The sequence below is a fragment of the Kosakonia sp. Marseille-Q7440 genome (genome assembly GCF_965119485.1).
In genome coordinates this window covers 38,460-55,185 of the sequence record NZ_CBCPLT010000002.1, presented here as the reverse complement: position 1 = coordinate 55,185, position 16,726 = coordinate 38,460, and the positions used below count along the sequence as shown (strand labels likewise).

The 16,726-nt window shown below is 57.4% G+C and carries 14 protein-coding genes and 4 tRNA genes; 13 read left to right on the top strand and 5 right to left on the bottom strand.

The window, feature by feature from the left end; all coding sequences use genetic code 11:
• Positions 1-5 precede the first annotated feature (5 nt).
• The 6 genes from wecG to ACWPW2_RS14105 all read left to right on the top strand — a co-directional run bounded on the left by wecG (position 6) and on the right by ACWPW2_RS14105 (position 2,946).
• On the top strand, positions 6-746 hold the full coding sequence (gene wecG, locus ACWPW2_RS14130; protein ID WP_454123735.1) for a lipopolysaccharide N-acetylmannosaminouronosyltransferase: 741 nt from the start codon (positions 6-8) through the stop codon (positions 744-746).
• A gap of 256 nt (positions 747-1,002) precedes the next feature.
• Positions 1,003-2,388 carry a bifunctional threonine/serine APC transporter ThrP gene (gene thrP / locus ACWPW2_RS14125; RefSeq protein WP_313164134.1) on the top strand — a complete coding sequence of 462 codons (1,386 nt, stop codon included), beginning with the start codon at positions 1,003-1,005 and terminating at the stop codon, positions 2,386-2,388.
• A gap of 103 nt (positions 2,389-2,491) precedes the next feature.
• Positions 2,492-2,568: transfer RNA gene (locus ACWPW2_RS14120), tRNA-Arg, on the top strand.
• Positions 2,569-2,637: 69 nt separating this feature from the next.
• A tRNA-His gene (locus ACWPW2_RS14115) sits at positions 2,638-2,713 on the top strand.
• A gap of 30 nt (positions 2,714-2,743) precedes the next feature.
• A tRNA-Leu gene (locus ACWPW2_RS14110) sits at positions 2,744-2,830 on the top strand.
• Positions 2,831-2,869: 39 nt separating this feature from the next.
• Positions 2,870-2,946, top strand: a tRNA-Pro gene (locus ACWPW2_RS14105).
• Positions 2,947-3,521: 575 nt separating this feature from the next.
• Here the strand turns inward: ACWPW2_RS14105 and hemY are convergent.
• From hemY to hemC, 4 genes are read right to left on the bottom strand one after another with little or no spacing between them, the layout of a single operon-like run.
• A complete protein-coding gene (hemY, locus tag ACWPW2_RS14100) occupies positions 3,522-4,718 on the bottom strand; it encodes a protoheme IX biogenesis protein HemY (RefSeq protein WP_023479581.1) in 1,197 nt (398 codons plus the stop codon).
• Positions 4,719-4,720: 2 nt separating this feature from the next.
• The gene (gene hemX, locus ACWPW2_RS14095) at positions 4,721-5,884 is read right to left on the bottom strand and encodes a uroporphyrinogen-III C-methyltransferase (protein WP_454123733.1); all 1,164 of its coding nucleotides are present in this window, start codon (positions 5,882-5,884) and stop codon (positions 4,721-4,723) included.
• A 21-nt stretch (positions 5,885-5,905) separates the two neighbouring features.
• The gene (gene hemD, locus ACWPW2_RS14090; protein ID WP_454123731.1) at positions 5,906-6,646 is read right to left on the bottom strand and encodes a uroporphyrinogen-III synthase; all 741 of its coding nucleotides are present in this window, start codon (positions 6,644-6,646) and stop codon (positions 5,906-5,908) included.
• Positions 6,643-7,584 (bottom strand): hydroxymethylbilane synthase, encoded by a 942-nt coding sequence (gene hemC, locus ACWPW2_RS14085; protein WP_454123729.1) that lies wholly within the window; start codon positions 7,582-7,584, stop codon positions 6,643-6,645. The genes hemD and hemC overlap by 4 nt, the downstream gene beginning before the upstream one ends.
• Positions 7,585-7,941: 357 nt before the next feature.
• Here hemC and cyaA point away from each other — a divergent pair, with 357 nt between their 5' ends.
• The gene (cyaA, locus tag ACWPW2_RS14080) at positions 7,942-10,485 is read left to right on the top strand and encodes a class I adenylate cyclase (RefSeq protein ID WP_023479540.1); all 2,544 of its coding nucleotides are present in this window, start codon (positions 7,942-7,944) and stop codon (positions 10,483-10,485) included.
• A 31-nt stretch (positions 10,486-10,516) separates the two neighbouring features.
• Here the strand turns inward: cyaA and cyaY are convergent, their stop codons facing one another.
• The gene (gene cyaY / locus ACWPW2_RS14075; protein ID WP_023479612.1) at positions 10,517-10,837 is read right to left on the bottom strand and encodes an iron donor protein CyaY; all 321 of its coding nucleotides are present in this window, start codon (positions 10,835-10,837) and stop codon (positions 10,517-10,519) included.
• A gap of 136 nt (positions 10,838-10,973) precedes the next feature.
• Here cyaY and lptM point away from each other — a divergent pair, with 136 nt between their 5' ends.
• The 6 genes from lptM to uvrD all read left to right on the top strand — a co-directional run bounded on the left by lptM (position 10,974) and on the right by uvrD (position 16,655).
• Positions 10,974-11,177, top strand: a complete 204-nt coding sequence (gene lptM, locus ACWPW2_RS14070) for an LPS translocon maturation chaperone LptM (RefSeq protein ID WP_023479542.1) — start codon at positions 10,974-10,976, stop codon at positions 11,175-11,177.
• A 36-nt stretch (positions 11,178-11,213) separates the two neighbouring features.
• Complete coding sequence (dapF, locus tag ACWPW2_RS14065) at positions 11,214-12,038, top strand: diaminopimelate epimerase (RefSeq protein ID WP_023479551.1); 825 nt, start codon at positions 11,214-11,216, stop codon at positions 12,036-12,038.
• A complete protein-coding gene (locus tag ACWPW2_RS14060) occupies positions 12,035-12,742 on the top strand; it encodes a DUF484 domain-containing protein (protein ID WP_023479550.1) in 708 nt (235 codons plus the stop codon). The genes dapF and ACWPW2_RS14060 overlap by 4 nt, the downstream gene beginning before the upstream one ends.
• The gene (gene xerC, locus ACWPW2_RS14055) at positions 12,739-13,641 is read left to right on the top strand and encodes a tyrosine recombinase XerC (protein WP_454123725.1); all 903 of its coding nucleotides are present in this window, start codon (positions 12,739-12,741) and stop codon (positions 13,639-13,641) included. The genes ACWPW2_RS14060 and xerC overlap by 4 nt, the downstream gene beginning before the upstream one ends.
• Positions 13,641-14,357 (top strand): 5-amino-6-(5-phospho-D-ribitylamino)uracil phosphatase YigB, encoded by a 717-nt coding sequence (gene yigB / locus ACWPW2_RS14050; RefSeq protein WP_454123723.1) that lies wholly within the window; start codon positions 13,641-13,643, stop codon positions 14,355-14,357. Before xerC ends, yigB begins: the two co-directional genes overlap by 1 nt.
• A 135-nt stretch (positions 14,358-14,492) precedes the next feature.
• The gene (uvrD, locus tag ACWPW2_RS14045; protein WP_454123721.1) at positions 14,493-16,655 is read left to right on the top strand and encodes a DNA helicase II; all 2,163 of its coding nucleotides are present in this window, start codon (positions 14,493-14,495) and stop codon (positions 16,653-16,655) included.
• Positions 16,656-16,726: the final 71 nt, after the last annotated feature.

Sequence of the window (16,726 nt, the reverse complement as noted above, 5' to 3'; positions counted from 1 at the left end):
CAAACATGACGGACAAGACGGAGGCACCGCTGTATGACCTGCGCGGCCTGAAGTTGATTGGCTGGCGCGATATGCCCCACGCGCTGGATCATCTCTTCGCTGACGGGCGCGTGAAGCAGGGTACGCTGGTAGCGATCAATGCCGAAAAGATGCTGACGCTGGAAGATGATGCCGAGGTTCGCGCCCTGATTGAGGCGGCAGAGTTTAAATATGCTGATGGCATCAGCGTTGTGCGATCGATACGCAAAAAGTTTCCGCAGGCGCAGGTCTCCCGCGTGGCGGGTGCCGATTTGTGGGAAGCGTTAATGGCAAGGGCAGGGGAGACGGGTACGCCGGTGTTCCTCGTGGGCGGTAAGCCGGACGTGCTGGCGCAAACCGTGCAGAAACTGCGTGACCAGTGGCAGGTGAATGTTGTCGGTTGTCAGGACGGCTACTTCAAACCCGAGCAGCGCGAGACGCTGTTTGCGGCTATCCGCGACAGCGGTGCGAAGATCGTCACCGTGGCGATGGGCTCGCCACGGCAGGAGATTTTTATGCGTGACTGCCGCCTCGTTTACCCGGATGCGCTCTATATGGGCGTTGGCGGAACCTACGATGTCTTTACCGGACATGTTAAGCGTGCGCCTAAATTCTGGCAGAACCTCGGCCTTGAGTGGCTATACCGCCTGTTATCGCAGCCTTCACGGCTGAAGCGCCAGCTCCGTCTGCTGCGCTATTTACGCTGGCACTATAGCGGAAAACTCTGAACCCCTCCGGCGGCGCAATGCGCTGCCTTTTCTCCTCTGGCTGCTCTTTTATTGTGCGCCACCAGGATTTTTTATACACATCGTTTGCCATTTCCGTCGATTTAAGAAACCATTCGCTCTCTCATTGCAGCGCCGCGCTTATTTTGCGCCCTCCCTCTCGCGGGGCGGAGCAGCATGGCCTGTTAGGGGATGAGGGAAACTCATAACAATAACCCGCGACGCGGGCGAAGCATGAAGCAAATACAACAGAGGATTTATGGCCGAAAAACAACCCGAACTTCAGCGTGGGCTGGAGTCTCGTCACATTGAATTAATTGCCCTTGGCGGCACCATCGGCGTTGGCCTGTTTATGGGCGCCGCCAGCACCCTGAAGTGGGCTGGCCCGTCAGTTCTGCTGGCCTATATTATCGCCGGGCTTTTCGTCTTCTTTATTATGCGTTCGATGGGCGAAATGCTCTTCCTCGAGCCGGTCGCCGGATCGTTCGCGGTCTACGCTCATCGTTACATGAGCCCCTTCTTTGGTTATCTCACCGCCTGGTCCTACTGGTTTATGTGGATGGCGGTAGGGATTTCGGAAATCACCGCCATTGGCGTCTATGTCCAGTTCTGGTTCCCGGATCTCGCCCAGTGGATACCGGCACTGATTGCCGTTGGGCTGGTGGCGCTGGCGAACCTCGCGGCGGTGCGCCTGTATGGCGAGATTGAGTTCTGGTTTGCGATGATCAAAGTCACCACCATCATTGTGATGATCATCGTGGGGCTGGGTGTGATTTTCTTCGGCTTTGGCAATGGCGGTCACTCCATCGGCTTTAGCAATCTCACCGAGCACGGCGGCTTCTTCGCCGGCGGCTGGAAAGGGTTCCTCACCGCGCTCTGTATTGTTGTTGCCTCGTATCAGGGCGTTGAGCTGATTGGTATTACCGCGGGTGAAGCGAAAAACCCGCAGGTGACGCTGCGCAGTGCCGTAAGCAAGGTGCTGTGGCGCATCCTGATTTTCTATGTCGGCGCAATCTTCGTTATCGTCACCATCTTCCCGTGGAATGAAATTGGTACCAACGGTAGCCCGTTCGTACTGACCTTCGCGAAAATCGGTATTACCGCGGCGGCAGGCATCATTAACTTTGTTGTGCTGACGGCGGCGCTCTCCGGCTGTAACAGCGGGATGTACAGCTGTGGCCGCATGCTCTATGCGCTGGCGAAGAACCGCCAGTTACCGGCAGCGGTTGCCAAAGTCTCTAAAAACGGCGTGCCGGCGGTAGGCGTGACTATCTCGATTATCATTCTGCTGATCGGTTCGTGCCTGAACTACATCATTCCTAACCCGCAACGCGTGTTTGTCTATGTCTATAGCGCCAGCGTGCTGCCGGGCATGGTGCCGTGGTTCGTGATCCTGATTAGCCAGCTGCGTTTTCGTAAGGCCCACAAAGAGGCGATTGCCAGCCACCCGTTCCGCTCGATGCTGTTCCCGTGGGCGAACTGGCTTACCATGGCCTTCCTGGTGTGCGTGCTGATTGGCATGGGATTCAATGAAGATACCCGTATGTCGCTGTTTGTCGGCGTGATCTTCCTGGCCGCCGTAACGCTGGTATATAAGCTATTTGGCTTCGATCGCCGTGCGGCAACGCCTCGGGTGGGTGAATAAGAGACAAAGTGCGCAAAGCATAACCAAACGCGCATTTTTCTTCAAAAAAGCACTAGACAGCTGCCCCCGAAGTCCGTACTATCCACCCCCGCAACGGCGCTACGCGCCCGTAGCTCAGCTGGATAGAGCGCTGCCCTCCGGAGGCAGAGGTCTCAGGTTCGAATCCTGTCGGGCGCGCCATTTTAACCCGGCGCTTGAGCTGCGGTGGTTCGTGAATTATCACGATACCGCGTGAACAGATTTACAGTGGTGGCTATAGCTCAGTTGGTAGAGCCCTGGATTGTGATTCCAGTTGTCGTGGGTTCGAGTCCCATTAGCCACCCCATTATTTAGCAGTAAAAAGTTTCGTGGCGATGCGAAGGTGGCGGAATTGGTAGACGCGCTAGCTTCAGGTGTTAGTGTCCTTACGGACGTGGGGGTTCAAGTCCCCCCCCTCGCACCACAACTTTGATTGAACAAAAAAGTCAAAAAGCAGTAAAAACGGCGAGTAGCGCAGCTTGGTAGCGCAACTGGTTTGGGACCAGTGGGTCGGAGGTTCGAATCCTCTCTCGCCGACCAATTTTGAACCCCGCGTAAGCGGGGTTTTTTGTTTTCTGCGGTTCAGGTTTTCCTCATTTTCTCCCTGTTGCTCTTCAGCGACATTCTTATCAGGCGCTGTCGCCTATCAGCTACATGTAACCCATTGATTAAAAAACCTTTACCCAAAATGGCGTAGATATGTCGTCCCACAGCGACACATTGTCTCTATAGAGATGCACAGTAAGAGCGCTCTCTGCCTACCAGCAGCCTGAATATAGAGGTTTCTTAAAAGGTTGCGTGATGTAACATTTCTTAATGCGGGGTTGGCACGCTATGTGCAATAATACTGGCGTAGATGCTCATTCCATCTCTTATGTTCGCCTTCTGGCCTCATAAACTCAGGAATGACGCAGAGCCGTTTTATGGTGCTTATCGTCCACCGAGAGATGTCGCTTCGGCCTCATCAAACACCATGGGCATAACGTTGAGTGAAGCACCCATTAGTTGTCAAAGACCTGTTTTAACGCCTGTCAGTGTATGCTGACAGGCGTTTTTTTATGGCGGAAGAAAGAGGCTTCGCGCGACAGAGCCGCTCTGTAACGCGAAGGGAAGGGCTAAGCAGGCGGGTTGTTTTGCAGCGTTAGCAGCAGACCGTCACGACGCATCGTTGCGGCCTCTTCAGGCTGGCGCAGGCGGTCGAGACAATCTGCGAGCCAGGCGTAGTCAAACGCATCCGGGCGCTGTTTCAGCGCGGCGCGGAATGCGATCGTCGCCTCCTGCCACTCACCATGTTTCATCAGCGACTGACCGAGCGTGCTCCACAACAGCGGGCGATCGCCCTGCGTTTTGATCTGCTGGCGCAGCACTTTTTCAACCTGTTCCGGATTATTGGTCTTCAGGCGCGGGATCACCAGCACCAGACGATCGTCATACTGCCGCTTCAGGCCGTCGAGGATGATCTCCTGCGCGGTGTCGTGATCGTCACACTCAATTAAGTGCTCCGCCATCGCCACCTGCAGCGCCACCTGGTGACGCGTTTTGCGGCTCTGATTCTTCCACCAGCCCTTCAGGCCATCGCTGCCCTGATCGGCGCGCGCCTGATCCATAATGCCGATCCACGCCTGCTGTTGCAGCATGTCACGGTGCTCTTCATCGCCAACGTTGGCTTTCGCCATTGAAGGGATGATGTCGATCAGCGACGTCCAGGCTCCGGTGCGAATATAGGCCTGTTCCGCCAGACGCAGCACTTCCGGATGGCGCGGCGCAATCTCCAGCAGTTTATCGACGCCGTGACGTGCAGCATGGTTCTCATTGCGCGCCAGTTGCAGACGAACGCGGGTGATTTCCACGGGAATCGGGTCATTCTCTGCCAGTTCGGCGGCACGCTGAAGGTGCTGATTAGCGCGCATTTCATCGCCGCGTTGCTGGGCGGCTTCCGCTGCCAGCAGATAGTTAACCAGCGGTTGCTCTGCGTGATCGGCATTTTTCGACATCAGCTTCTCAACCTGCTGATAATCGCCTTCCGCCAGCTTCAGCAACGCCTGTTCTGTCTGTTTGCGTGCGCGACGGCGCTTACGGCCCATAAACCAGCCGCGAGTATGCGCACCGGTACGGAAGATCCGACGCAGCAGCCACTCCAGCGCAAAGAAGACCACCAGCGTCAGCACCAGCATGATCGCAAGACCCGTGACGCTGGTTTCAATGTTGTAGTTATCGGTCTGGATCAGCACGTAGCCCTGATGCCCGGCAAGCATTGGGCCAAGCACAATACCGGCGAGAAGCAGTGCAAAGAGCAATAATACTTTCAGCATGATTATTCTCCCTGCGCTGCATCGGCGGGCGCGGACGGTGCCTGTTCAGACGGCACAGCGGGCTGCGCGAGCAGATTGCGCACGCGGGTCTGCATCAATTTTTCCAGAATAGGCTGGCTCTGGAGCGATTCAGGCAGCTCCATGGCGATAGATTGCTGGCCGAGCTTATCCACCTCTTCGAGGAACGCTTTGGTGGCCGCATCGTCCGTATCGTAGTAGGCGCGAACCCACGTCGACACATTATCCAGCGCCTGTTTATAGGTCTCTTCCTGATGACGCGGAACGGCCTGCGCCGCAACCAGCAGGCGCGAGCGAATGTTCTCGCGCAGATAGACATCCTGATTCGGCGCTAACAGCGGCACGGCGGTCTCATCGCGGCGGCGAATGGTAATAAAGCTGTCCATAAAGTTGCGCCAGCTTTTTTGCAGGTTAACGCGCCACTCGCTGATGGAGCTTGAGAGCTCGCCGCTGTCAGAATCCATCGGCGAATCATCGTCGTTATTGTCGGCCAGCCGCAGATTGTCGATCTGGTTGGAGAGCTGGTTCAGCTTAAGAATGGCCCCGTCATAATCGACCTGCGTCACGGAGGAGAGGCTGGCGATATCGTCAGTGATGGCGCGGCGCGCAGTAATCAGGCTCGGATCGTTCATATCCGCCAGGCTGGCGTCAGCGCTTTTCAGCAACGCGGCCGCAGTGGTGACATCCTGATCGCTCCACAGCTTACGGCCCGCCAGTTTGACGAGGAAATCGGCCTGCGCCAGCTGCCAGGTTTTAGCATCGGAGCCGGAAATGGTCGCGACTTTCTCCTGAACTTCATCAAGCTGCTTCGCCAGTGCTTCGCTCTGGCGTTTTTCTGCCGCCAGCGCATCAGCCTGCTGTTTAATCACCCCTTCCAGCTCGCTACGCTGCTTATCCTGCGTCTGTTGCAGCGCGATCAGCTGGTCGGCGATTTCGCCATTGCTGGTTTGCAGGGTTTTATTTTGATGCTTCACCCAGCCATAAAGCCCGGCGCCCGATGCCAGCGCAATAGCGATGGCGATCGCGCTTAGCGCAAGGCTGGTCCTGTTAGCGCGTCTCTTCTTCTCTGCTTTCTCCGGCGGCGGCGTTACGCCGTCAGCCGCTTTGGTCTCTTCAACCACGGCGGAGGAGTTTTCGTGTTCCGTCATTATGGCTTCCCATTATGAGAGTTATTGTAATGCGCGAAGCAGCGCATCGTTGTCGGCATTGTCAGCGACCTGAATCTCTTGCCAGCCCAGTTCCCGGGCAAGGTTCGCCAGACGTTCGCTTACCACCACCAGGCGGCAGCGAAGTAACCAGTTCTCCCGATACCAGGGAGGAATAAGTGAAAAAAGTTGCTGCAGCATTTCGCCGCTGGTGACCACCAGCGTTGAGACACCCCGCGTATGCCAGCGCATCGCTTCTTGTGCACCGTCATAAAATTTTGCACTGCGTTGATAACACTCGCAAAATTCAACATATGCGCCGCGCTCAGTCAACGTTTCCGCCAACAGCTCGCGTCCGCCGTTGCCCCGTAAGATTAGCGCATGCTTGCCCTGAACATCTTGCAATTCAGGTAATTGTAGCAACACTTCGCTGATTTCCCGGTCATGAGGGTAGCGCACATCGATGCCGCTTACCGTATGCAGCGCGAGCGCGGTGGTGCGTCCGATGGCAAACCAGGCCGGTTCCGTTGGGAAAGTGAGACCAGCCTGCTGCAAATGGGCATGCGCGAAGGAGACAGCGTGCTGTGACAGGACAAACGCGAGGTCATTCGCGCCGAGCCTTGCGAGCCGATCAGGTAATAAAGGCAGCTCACGACCCGGCGTGAATTCAATCAACGGAAAGCTCCAGGCCACCAAACCCAGTGTGCGCAGTCGGCTCACTAATTCTTCCCCGGAGGGAGAGGGACGGGTGACCAGGATACTCATGCGGGGGCTTCTCCGTTGTAAATATCAGCAAGAATGGCGCGCGCGCCGTTCTCCAGCAGCTCTTCGGCCAGCGAAATACCCATTTTTACTGCATCTTCCGGTTGGCCGCGGCGCTCGCCGCGTATCATTGTCGAACCATCCGGCGCGCCAACCAGCCCGCGTAACCAGAGTTCGCCGTTAATCAGTTCAGCATAGCTGCCGATCGGCACCTGGCATCCGCCTTCAAGTCGGGTATTCATCGCCCGCTCGGCTTTGACGCGAATCGCTGTTTCATCATGATTCAGCGGCTGCAGCAGCGCGCGGGTACGCGCATCGTCAAGACGGCACTCAACGCCTACCGCGCCCTGGCCTACGGCCGGGAGTGAGATTTCCGGCGGCAGCGCCCAGCGTACGCGATCGCTAAGACCCAGCCGGTTAAGACCAGCGACGGCGAGGATAATCGCATCATATTCGCCGTTATCCAGCTTGCTCAGGCGCGTGCCAACGTTGCCGCGCAGCGAGCGGATCACCAGATCGGGGCGCAGCGCAGCCAACTGACACTGGCGACGTAAACTGGAGGTGCCGACAATACTGCCTGCGGGCAGTTCGTCCAGCGCTTTATAGCGGTTAGAGACAAAGGCGTCGCGCGGATCGTCGCGTTCGCAAATCGTCACAAGGCCCAGTCCATCGGGAAAATCGACCGGGACATCTTTCATTGAATGCACGGCGATGTCGGCGTGGTTGTCGAGCAGTGCCCGTTCAAGCTCTTTGACGAACAGACCTTTGCCACCCACTTTCGCCAGCGGCGTATCGAGGATCACATCGCCGCGTGTGACCATCGGCACCAGCTCAACGGCTAACCCCGGATGGCTCGCTTCAAGGCGTGCTTTTACATAATGTGCCTGCCAGAGAGCAAGCGGGCTTTGCCGTGTGGCAATTCTTAAAACATTGTCTACCATGCTTGATACCGTCAATTTCGTCCGTTGACCATCCTAACACTGTTGCATTAGGGTGTCAGTGTTCACGGTCGATTGCGGGTCTCACGCCGCGCAACAGGCGCAGCGGGGGATGTAATTCGGAATTTACAGAGTGCGTTTAATGCTAAACTGGTTTGTAGCGCATCTTTCTTTACGGTCAATGAGCAAGGTGTTAGATTGATCACGTTTTAGACCATTTTTTCGTCTGTCCTCCCATAACGATAACGGCGAAAAAAGGGCAACGGCTACTTTTGGATTTTCTGTCTACGCACCCCTTTTCAAGCTGCGGCCTACAAAACATCAGCATGAAGGTGTGTATAAAACATCAGGCGATATGTCTTGTACCTCTATATTGAGACGCTGAAACAGCGACTGGATGCCATTAATCAACTGCGTGTGGATCGCGCGCTTGCTGCCATGGGCCCTGCTTTTCAGCAGGTTTACAGTCTGCTGCCGACATTACTGCACTATCACCATCCGCTGATGCCTGGCTACCTTGACGGTAACGTTCCCAATGGCATTTGCCTCTACACGCCTGATGAAAACCAACTCCACTACCTGAACGAACTTGAGCTGAACCGCGGCCTGCCTGCGCAGGATGCGCCGACCGGCGAACTGCCGATCACCGGCGTCTACTCCATGGGCAGCACCTCTTCGGTTGGGCAGAGCTGCTCTTCCGATCTCGATATCTGGGTCTGCCACCAATCCTGGCTCGATAACGACGAGCGCCAGCTGTTACAGCGTAAATGCAGCCTGCTGGAGAGCTGGGCGGCTTCCCTTGGCGTGGAAGTGAGCTTCTTCCTGATTGATGAAAACCGCTTCCGCCATAATGAAAGCGGCAGCCTCGGCGGCGAAGATTGCGGCTCAACGCAGCACATTTTACTGCTCGATGAGTTCTACCGCACCGCCGTGCGCCTGGCGGGTAAACGTATTCTGTGGAATATGGTGCCGGGCGACGAAGAGGAAAATTACGACGATTACGTCATGACGCTCTACGCGCAGGGCGTTCTGACCCCGAACGAGTGGCTCGATCTGGGCGGCTTAAGCTCGCTCTCAGCGGAAGAGTATTTCGGTGCCAGCCTGTGGCAGCTCTATAAGAGTATCGACTCGCCCTATAAAGCGGTGCTGAAAACCCTGCTGCTCGAAGCCTACTCCTGGGAATATCCGAATACCCGCCTGCTGGCGAAAGATATCAAACAGCGCCTGCACGACGGCGAGATCGTCTCCTTTGGTCTCGATCACTACTGCATGATGCTTGAGCGCGTCACGCATTATCTGGAAGCGATTGAGGATCCGACGCGTCTTGACCTGGTGCGTCGATGTTTCTACTTAAAAGTGTGTGAAAAGCTAAGCCGCGAACGCGCCTGCGTCGGCTGGCGTCGCGAAGTGATCACGCAGTTAGTAAAAGAGTGGGGATGGGACGAAGCGCGCCTCGCAATGCTCGATAACCGCGCCAACTGGAAAATCGATCAGGTGCGCGAAGCGCATAATGAGCTGCTTGATGCGATGATGCAGAGCTACCGCAACCTGATCCGCTTTGCCCGCCGTAATAACCTTAGCGTCTCCGCCAGCCCGCAGGATATCGGTGTTTTAACCCGTAAACTCTACGCGGCGTTTGAAGCGCTGCCGGGCAAAGTGACGCTGGTGAACCCGCAGATTTCACCGGATCTCTCCGAACCGAATTTAACCTTTATTCATGTGCCGCCGGGCCGCGCCAACCGTACCGGTTGGTATCTCTACAACCGTGCGCCGAATATGGACTCCATCGTCAGCCATCAGCCGCTGGAGTATAACCGTTACCTGAACAAGCTGGTCGCCTGGGCATGGTTTAACGGCCTGCTGACGTCGCGTACGCGCCTGTTTATTAAGGGCAACGGCATTGTCGATCTGCCGAAGCTGCAGGAGATGGTTGCCGATGTCTCGCACCACTTCCCGCTGCGCCTGCCTGCGCCGACGCCGAAAGCGCTCTACAGCCCGTGCGAAATCCGTCATCTGGCGATTATCGTCAACCTGGAGTACGACCCGACAGCGGCGTTCCGTAACCAGGTGGTGCACTTTGATTTCCGCAAGCTTGATGTTTTCAGCTTTGGCGAGCAGCAAAACTGCCTGGTGGGCAGCGTCGATCTGCTCTATCGCAACTCGTGGAACGAAGTGCGTACGCTGCACTTCAACGGCGAGCAGGCGATGATTGAAGCGCTGAAAACTATTCTCGGCAAAATGCACCAGGATGCCGCGCCGCCGGACAGCGTCGAAGTCTTCTGTTACAGCCAGCATCTGCGCGGCCTGATCCGCACCCGCGTGCAGCAGCTGGTCTCTGAATGTATCGAACTGCGCCTTTCGACGACACGTCACGAAACCGGTCGCTTTAAAGCGCTGCGCGTGGCGGGGCAAACCTGGGGCCTGTTCTTTGAACGCGTGAACGTTTCGGTGCAGAAGCTGGAAAACGCCATTGAGTTTTACGGCGCTATCTCTCATAACAAGCTGCATGGTTTGTCGGTGCAGGTGGAGACCAACCACGTCGAATTACCGGCGGTGGTGGATGGCTTTGCCAGCGAAGGGATTATTCAGTTCTTCTTTGAAGAGGCGGGGGAAGAGGGCTTTAACATCTATATTCTGGATGAGAGCAACCGCGCCGAAGTGTATCACCACTGCGAAGGCAGCAAAGAGGAGCTGGTGCGTGACGTAAGCCGCTTCTTCTCCTCCTCCCACGATCGTTTTACCTACGGCTCAAGCTTTATCAACTTCAACCTGCCGCAGTTCTACCAGATTGTGAATGTTGAAGGGCGCGCGCAGGTGATCCCGTTCCGCAACCAGGCGATCAGCACCGCATCGCCGGCCAATCAGGATAACGCCGCACCGCTGTTGCAGCAGTACTTCTCCTGATATTGCTGCCCGGTTTCCCGGGCAGTGCGTCTTAGCGGAAAGTGACGCTTTCGCCCGCTTGCTGGCTTGCCGCCTGCTCCAGCAGATCCCAGAAAGTTTCGCCGCTGCGATCGCAGACCCACTCATCCCCTTTGAGATTGAAATGGTAACCGCCCTGTTTTGTCGCCAGCCACACCTGGTGCAGCGGCTCCTGGCGGTTGATGATGATCTTACTGCCGTTTTCAAAGCTGAGGGTTAATACGCCGCCGTTGATTTCACAGTCGATATCGCTATCGCCGTCCCACTCATCCAGGCGTTCTTCGATGGTGAGCCACAGGCCGTCGGCGAGGCGATGAAATTCTGAATCGTTCATTCTGCTTTCCTGTTTTTTATGATGGCCGCAGTATAACGCGAAACATTTCCCGTTGCCCTAAACGTGCAAACTCTTGCTTTTGTGTCTTCTCCTGCGATGATAGAGCGCAGTAAGAATCAACTCACAGGCAACGATAATGAAAGATTTGTTTCGCACGCTGGCCGTAGTGCTGACTCTGTTCAGCCTGACGGGCTGTGGTCTGAAAGGGCCGCTCTACTTCCCTCCGGCCGATAAAACCGCGCCGCCGCCAACCAAAAAGCAGGAGAGCACGATCCAGCCTACTATTCCGAATAGTAACGATCGGGGTGATACCGGCTCGCCGACCCAGGTGAATTATTGACGTTACCGCTCTGTACCCGCGTAAATGGAGTAGATAATGCAGTTCTCAAAGATGCATGGCCTTGGCAACGATTTTATGGTCGTCGACGCGGTGACGCAGAACCTCTTTTTCTCCCCGGAGTTGATCCGTCGTCTGGCGGATCGCCATCTTGGCGTGGGCTTCGATCAACTGCTGGTGGTTGAGCCTCCTTACGATCCAGAACTCGATTTTCACTACCGTATTTTTAACGCTGACGGCAGCGAAGTGTCGCAGTGCGGCAACGGCGCGCGCTGTTTCGCCCGTTTTGTGCGTCTGAAAGGTTTGACCAATAAACGTGACATTCGCGTCAGTACAGCGAACGGGCGTATGGTATTGAGCGTAACGGAAGATGAACTGGTGCGCGTCAATATGGGCGAACCGAACTTCGAACCGTCGCAGGTGCCGTTTCGCGCGAACAAGGCTGAGAAGACCTATATTATGCGCGCGGCGGAACAAACCGTGCTCTGCGGCGTCGTATCGATGGGCAACCCGCACTGTGTTATTCAGGTCGATAGCGTGGAAAACGCACCGGTAGAGACGCTGGGACCGGTGCTGGAGAGCCATGAGCGCTTTCCTGAACGCGCCAATATCGGCTTTATGCAGGTCGTCAAAACCGATCATATCCGCCTGCGCGTTTTCGAGCGCGGCGCAGGTGAAACGCAGGCGTGCGGAAGCGGTGCCTGCGCAGCCGTTGCCGTCGGCATTCAGCAAGGCTTGCTGGCGGAAAGCGTTCGTGTAGAGTTACCAGGCGGTCGACTTGATATCGCCTGGAAAGGCCCGGGCCAACCGCTGTACATGACTGGCCCGGCGGCACATGTCTATGACGGGTTTATTCATCTATGAAGCAACCAGGGGAAGAATTGCAGGAGACGCTGACGGAGCTGGAAGATCAGACCGTTGCCGACTATTTGGTGCGCCATCCTGACTTCTTTATCCGTAACGCGCGGCTGGTGGAACAGATGCGCGTGCCGCATGCGGTGCGCGACACGGTTTCTCTGGTGGAGTGGCACATGGCGCGCTCGCGCAACCACATCAACGTGCTGGAAGAGAACATGACGCTGCTGATGGAGCAGGCGAGCGCCAATGAAGGGCTCTTTTACCGCCTGCTGCGCCTGCAAAGTCGGCTGGCTTCCGCGCCAAGCCTTGATGAGATGCTGAACCGTCTGCACCGCTGGGCGCGCGATTTAGGGCTGGCGGGCGCCACGGTGCGCCTCTTTCCGGATCGCTGGCGTCTCGGCGCGCCGTCGCGCTACACCCATCTCTCCCTCTCTCGCCAGGCGTTTGAGCCGCTGCGCATCCAGCGCCTTGGTCACCAGCATCACTATCTGGGATCGCTCAACGGGCCGGAGCTGTTGCTGCTGTTGCCGGAAGCGAAAGCCATCGGTTCAGTGGCGATGTCGCTGATGGGGCAAGATGGCTCGCTCGGCGTGGTGCTGTTCAGCAGCCGCGATCCGCACCATTATCAACATGGCCAGGGCACTCAGTTGCTGGAGGAGATCGCGCAGATGCTGCCGGATCTGATTGAGCGCTGGATCGCACGCGCATGACCGCTTCGCCGCTCTTCCCGCTCGTTACCCGCTTTTTGCGTTACCTCGGCGTTGAGCGCCAGCTCAGCCCGATCACCCTGCGCAACTACCAGCGCCAGCTGGACGCTATTATGGCGATGGCGGACAACCTTGGCCTTAAAAGCTGGCAACAGTGCGATGCTGCCACGGTGCGCTCGATTGCCACCCGTAGCCGCCGCAAAGGGCTGGGCGCGGCGAGTCTCGCGCTACGGCTCTCCGCCCTGCGCAGTTTCTTTGACTGGCTGGTGAGCCAGGGCGAGCTGCCCGCCAATCCGGCGAAGGGGATCTCCGCGCCGAAAGCCGCGCGCCATCTGCCGAAAAATATCGATGTTGATGATGTAAACCGCCTGCTGGAGATCGACATTAACGATCCGCTGGCGGTGCGCGACCGTGCGATGCTGGAAGTGATGTACGGCGCGGGCCTGCGTCTGTCGGAACTGGTCAATCTCGATATCAAACACCTCGATCTGGAGAGCGGCGAAGTGTGGGTGCTCGGCAAGGGCAGCAAAGAGCGCCGCGTGCCGATAGGCCGCAACGCGGTGAGCTGGGTTGAGCACTGGCTCGATCTGCGCGAGCTGTTTGGCGCGCAGGATGATGCGCTGTTCCTCTCAAAGCTCGGCAAGCGCATCTCGGCGCGCAATGTGCAGAAACGGTTTGCTGAATGGGGCATAAAGCAGGGGCTGAACAGCCATGTGCATCCGCATAAACTGCGCCACTCTTTTGCCACCCATATGCTGGAGTCGAGCGGCGATCTGCGCGGCGTGCAGGAGCTGCTCGGCCACGCCAATTTGTCCACCACCCAGATCTACACCCATCTTGATTTTCAACACCTTGCTTCGGTCTACGATGCGGCGCATCCGCGCGCAAAACGGGGGAAATAATGCGTTTTTACCGCCCACCAGGCGAGATCTCGGCGATCACTTTCGACCTGGACGACACCCTTTATGACAACCGGCTGGTGATCCAGCGTACAGAGCAGGAGTCGCTGGCCTTTTTGCAGGGTTACCACCCGGCGCTCAGCACGCTGGAGAATAGCGAATTTAAGCGCCTGCGCCAGGCACTGCGCGAAACCGAGCCGGATATCTACCACGATGTCACCGAGTGGCGGCGACGCGCCGTTGAGCGCGCCATGCTTGAAGCCGGGCTGACGGCAGAAGAGGCCGCGTCCGGTGCCGAAGCGGCAATGGCCAACTTTGCGCAGTGGCGCAGCCGCATTGATGTCCCGGACGAGACTCACGACACGCTGGCAAAGCTGGCAGAAAAGTGGTCGCTGGTGGCGATCACCAATGGCAATGCGCAGCCGGAGCTGTTCGGGCTCGGCGACTATTTCAAATTTGTTCTGCGCGCCGGGCCGGACGGGCGATCCAAGCCCTTCAGCGATATGTATCACCGCGCCGCTGAGCGTCTTGGCGTGCCCATTGGCAACATTTTGCACGTTGGCGACGATCTCACCACCGACGTTGCGGGCGCGATCCGCTGCGGCATGCAGGCCTGCTGGATCAAACCTGAGGGCGCAGATCTGCTGCAAGCCAGCGACAGCCGCCTGTTGCCGCATATGGAAATTTCGCGGTTGGCATCCCTCACTACGCTGATATAATCACCCATTGTTCTGTATAAAATACCAGGGTTTTGGTGGCGGGCGCGGCGCGAATGCGTCCACGCAAACCAGGCCCTGGTACGCGAAGCGCCACCGGCGTTTTGTTCAATTCCTGATGACTACGCGACGGTACCTATGGACGTTTCTTATCTGCTCGACAGCCTCAATGACAAACAGCGCGACGCCGTAGCGGCGACACGCAGCAATATGCTGGTGCTGGCGGGAGCGGGAAGCGGCAAGACGCGCGTGCTGGTGCACCGTATCGCATGGCTGATAACCGTAGAGAACTGCTCGCCCTTCTCGATTATGGCGGTCACCTTTACCAACAAAGCGGCGGCGGAGATGCGCCACCGTATCGGCCAGTTGATGGGCACCACCCAGGGCGGCATGTGGGTCGGCACCTTCCACGGGCTGGCGCACCGGCTGCTGCGCGCGCACCATATGGACGCGAAGCTGCCGCAGGATTTCCAGATCCTCGATAGCGAAGATCAGCTGCGCCTGCTCAAGCGTCTGATCAAAGCGATGAATCTTGATGAGAAGCAGTGGCCAGCGCGCCAGGCGATGTACTACATCAACGGTCAAAAAGATGAGGGCATTCGCCCGCACCACATTCAAAGCTTCGGCAATCCAGTGGAGCAGACGTGGCAGAAGGTTTACCAGGCCTATCAGGAGGCGTGCGATCGCGCCGGGCTGGTCGATTTTGCCGAGCTGCTGCTGCGCGCCCACGAGCTGTGGTTGAACAAACCGCATATTCTGCAGCACTATCGCGAACGCTTTACCAATATCCTGGTGGATGAGTTCCAGGATACTAACAACATTCAGTACGCGTGGATCCGCCTGCTGGCAGGCGATACCGGCAAGGTAATGATCGTCGGCGACGATGACCAGTCGATCTACGGCTGGCGCGGCGCGCAGGTGGAGAACATCCAGCGCTTCCTCTCCGATTTTCCCGGCGCGCAAACCATTCGCCTTGAGCAGAACTACCGCTCCACCAGCAATATTCTGAGTGCCGCCAACGCCCTGATTGAGAACAACAACGGGCGTCTGGGGAAAAAGCTCTGGACCGAAGGGAGCGACGGCGAGCCGATCTCCCTCTACTGCGCGTTTAACGAGCTGGATGAGGCGCGTTTTGTTGTCAACCGTATCAAGGCCTGGCAGGACAACGGCGGCCAGCTGATGCAGTGCGCCATTCTCTATCGCAGCAACGCCCAGTCGCGCGTGCTGGAAGAGGCGTTACTGCAGGCAAGCATGCCCTACCGCATCTATGGCGGCATGCGCTTCTTCGAGCGCCAGGAGATCAAAGATGCGCTCGCCTATCTGCGCCTGATCGCTAACCGTAACGATGATGCCGCTTACGAGCGCGTGGTCAATACGCCGACGCGCGGCATCGGCGATCGCACCCTGGATGTTGTTCGTCAGACCTCCCGCGAGCGGCAGCTGACGCTGTGGCAGGCAACCCGCGAGCTGCTGCAAGAGAAAGCGCTGGCAGGACGCGCAGCGGGTGCGTTGCAGCGTTTTCTTGAGCTAATCGGCGCACTGGCACAAGAGACGGCAGATATGCCGCTGCATGTGCAAACCGACCGGGTGATCAGCGATTCCGGCCTGCGCGCGATGTACGAGCAGGAGAAGGGCGAGAAAGGCCAGACGCGTATTGAGAACTTAGAGGAGCTGGTCACCGCAACGCGGCAGTTCAGCTACAACGAAGAAGATGAAGATCTAATGCCGCTGCAGGCGTTCCTCTCCCACGCGGCGCTGGAAGCGGGCGAAGGGCAGGCGGACACCTGGCAGGACGCGGTGCAGTTAATGACCATGCACTCGGCGAAGGGGCTTGAGTTCCCGCAGGTGTTCATTGTCGGCATGGAAGAGGGGATGTTCCCGAGCCAGATGTCCCTTGATGAGGGCGGCCGTCTGGAAGAGGAGCGCCGTCTGGCCTATGTTGGCGTCACGCGCGCGATGAAAAAGCTGACCTTAACCTATGCGGAAACGCGTCGGCTGTATGGCAAAGAGGTTTATCACCGCCCTTCGCGCTTTATCGGCGAGCTGCCGGAAGAGTGCGTTGAAGAGGTGCGCTTGCGCGCCAGCATCAGCCGCCCTGTCAGCCATCAGCGGATGGGTACGCCGGTAGCACAGAGCGATACGGGCTATAAGCTTGGTCAGCGCGTGCGCCACGCCAAATTTGGCGAAGGCACGGTGGTGAATATGGAAGGCAGCGGCGAGCACAGCCGCTTGCAGGTGGCGTTCCAGGGGCAGGGCATTAAGTGGTTAGTCGCCGCCTATGCGAAGCTTGAAACCGTGTAACCTTCAGAAAAATATCATCATTTTGTAATATTCTGCTAGCCTTATACGCTGAAGGGCAAATATTGCTCTTT